At 30.2% G+C, this 1,250-nt stretch carries 2 protein-coding genes; both read left to right on the forward strand.

From position 1 onward, the window contains the following. The coding region (locus tag DW059_RS16645; RefSeq protein WP_256385524.1) for a DUF6483 family protein at nt 1-142 on the forward strand (142 nt) is incomplete at its 5' end. A 543-nt stretch (nt 143-685) separates the two neighbouring features. Next, nucleotides 686-1,250, forward strand: a 565-nt coding sequence (locus tag DW059_RS16655) for a helix-turn-helix domain-containing protein (RefSeq protein ID WP_242986335.1), incomplete at its 3' end; no start/stop codon positions are given.

The following is a 1,250-nucleotide window of genomic DNA, read 5'->3' on the forward strand; positions in this document are numbered from 1 at the left end:
CTACCAATACCTTAGTGAGAAGGATAGTGAGTTTTTGAAAAATAATAATTATACAAAAGAAGAAGTGATGTCTGGTTTTAAGCAATTACTTATGCAGTCAGGATATACTAATTTGCTATGTTTGGTCAAAGCTGAAGAGTAATGTAGAAAATCCAAAGAGATAAGAGTGATTGGCTGAAAGGAGAAATTGTATTATATTTTCTATATTGTTTTTGACTTTATGATGGAAGTGATTATGTTTTTGTTTGGAATGTGGTTTTATAAATCAGAAGGAAAAGCTGCTAAATTCTTGTCGGGTTATAATATGAAATCAGCGGATGAATGAAAGAAATACGATGAGAATGCTATGTGTAAGGCATATGGAAAAAGAATAATGTTTATGTCAGTTCCTTTTATTATTGGAATAATCATAGATATCTAATATCAAGGAATAGGCTGTTGGATCGCATGGTGGATATGGCTTATTATGTTTGTTTTGTTGCTTATTGATAGACATAAAAGAGAACGTTAAATTCAAGTTTGGAGAATTAAGAAAATCGGAAGTTGCCTCACACGTTGTATATGAAAATATCATGAAAAACAAGAAGGCAAAGAATATTTGCGTTAAAAAATAGAAATGTAAAAAGCTAATTGCTTGTTAATTTAGCAAATACATATAAAAATGTAATTGTAAGGAGGTAGGAATATGCAATTAGGTCAAGCGATTGCACAAATCAGAAAGGAACGAGGGCTGACACAAGAAGCTTTTGCAAAAATGTATAATGTAACAAGGCAAACGGTTTCGAATTGGGAGAACGAAAAAAGCTATCCAGATTTATCTACATTAGTAAAAATTAGTGATGAGTTCAATGTTTCTCTTGACGTTTTATTGAAAGGAGATTTTCGTATGGTAAAAGATATTGATAAGAAGATAAAAAAACAGCCATTCTATATAGGAATTATAATCGGTTTAGTCATTATTGTTGTTGCTTTATTTTCCTTTATTTACGCCAATAACAAAAGGATTAGTGATACTACAAAAGACTATGCAGATTTGATGTTAAATTCTGCGGTATCAATAGAGATACATGACGCTCAAAGCGACGAGCTGATAACAAAATATGAAGATAAAAGTAGTATAGATAAGGTCAATGCTATTTTAGATATCAAGAATTGGGAAAAAGTAGATAATATAGATAAAAACATCAATCCTATATACACCTTAGAATTATATTATGATACTACGAAGCAAGATACAAACGATGATATAA

The organism is Roseburia sp. AF42-8 (assembly GCF_003435965.1).
GTDB classification, from domain to species: domain Bacteria; phylum Bacillota; class Clostridia; order Lachnospirales; family Lachnospiraceae; genus Roseburia_C; species Roseburia_C amylophila.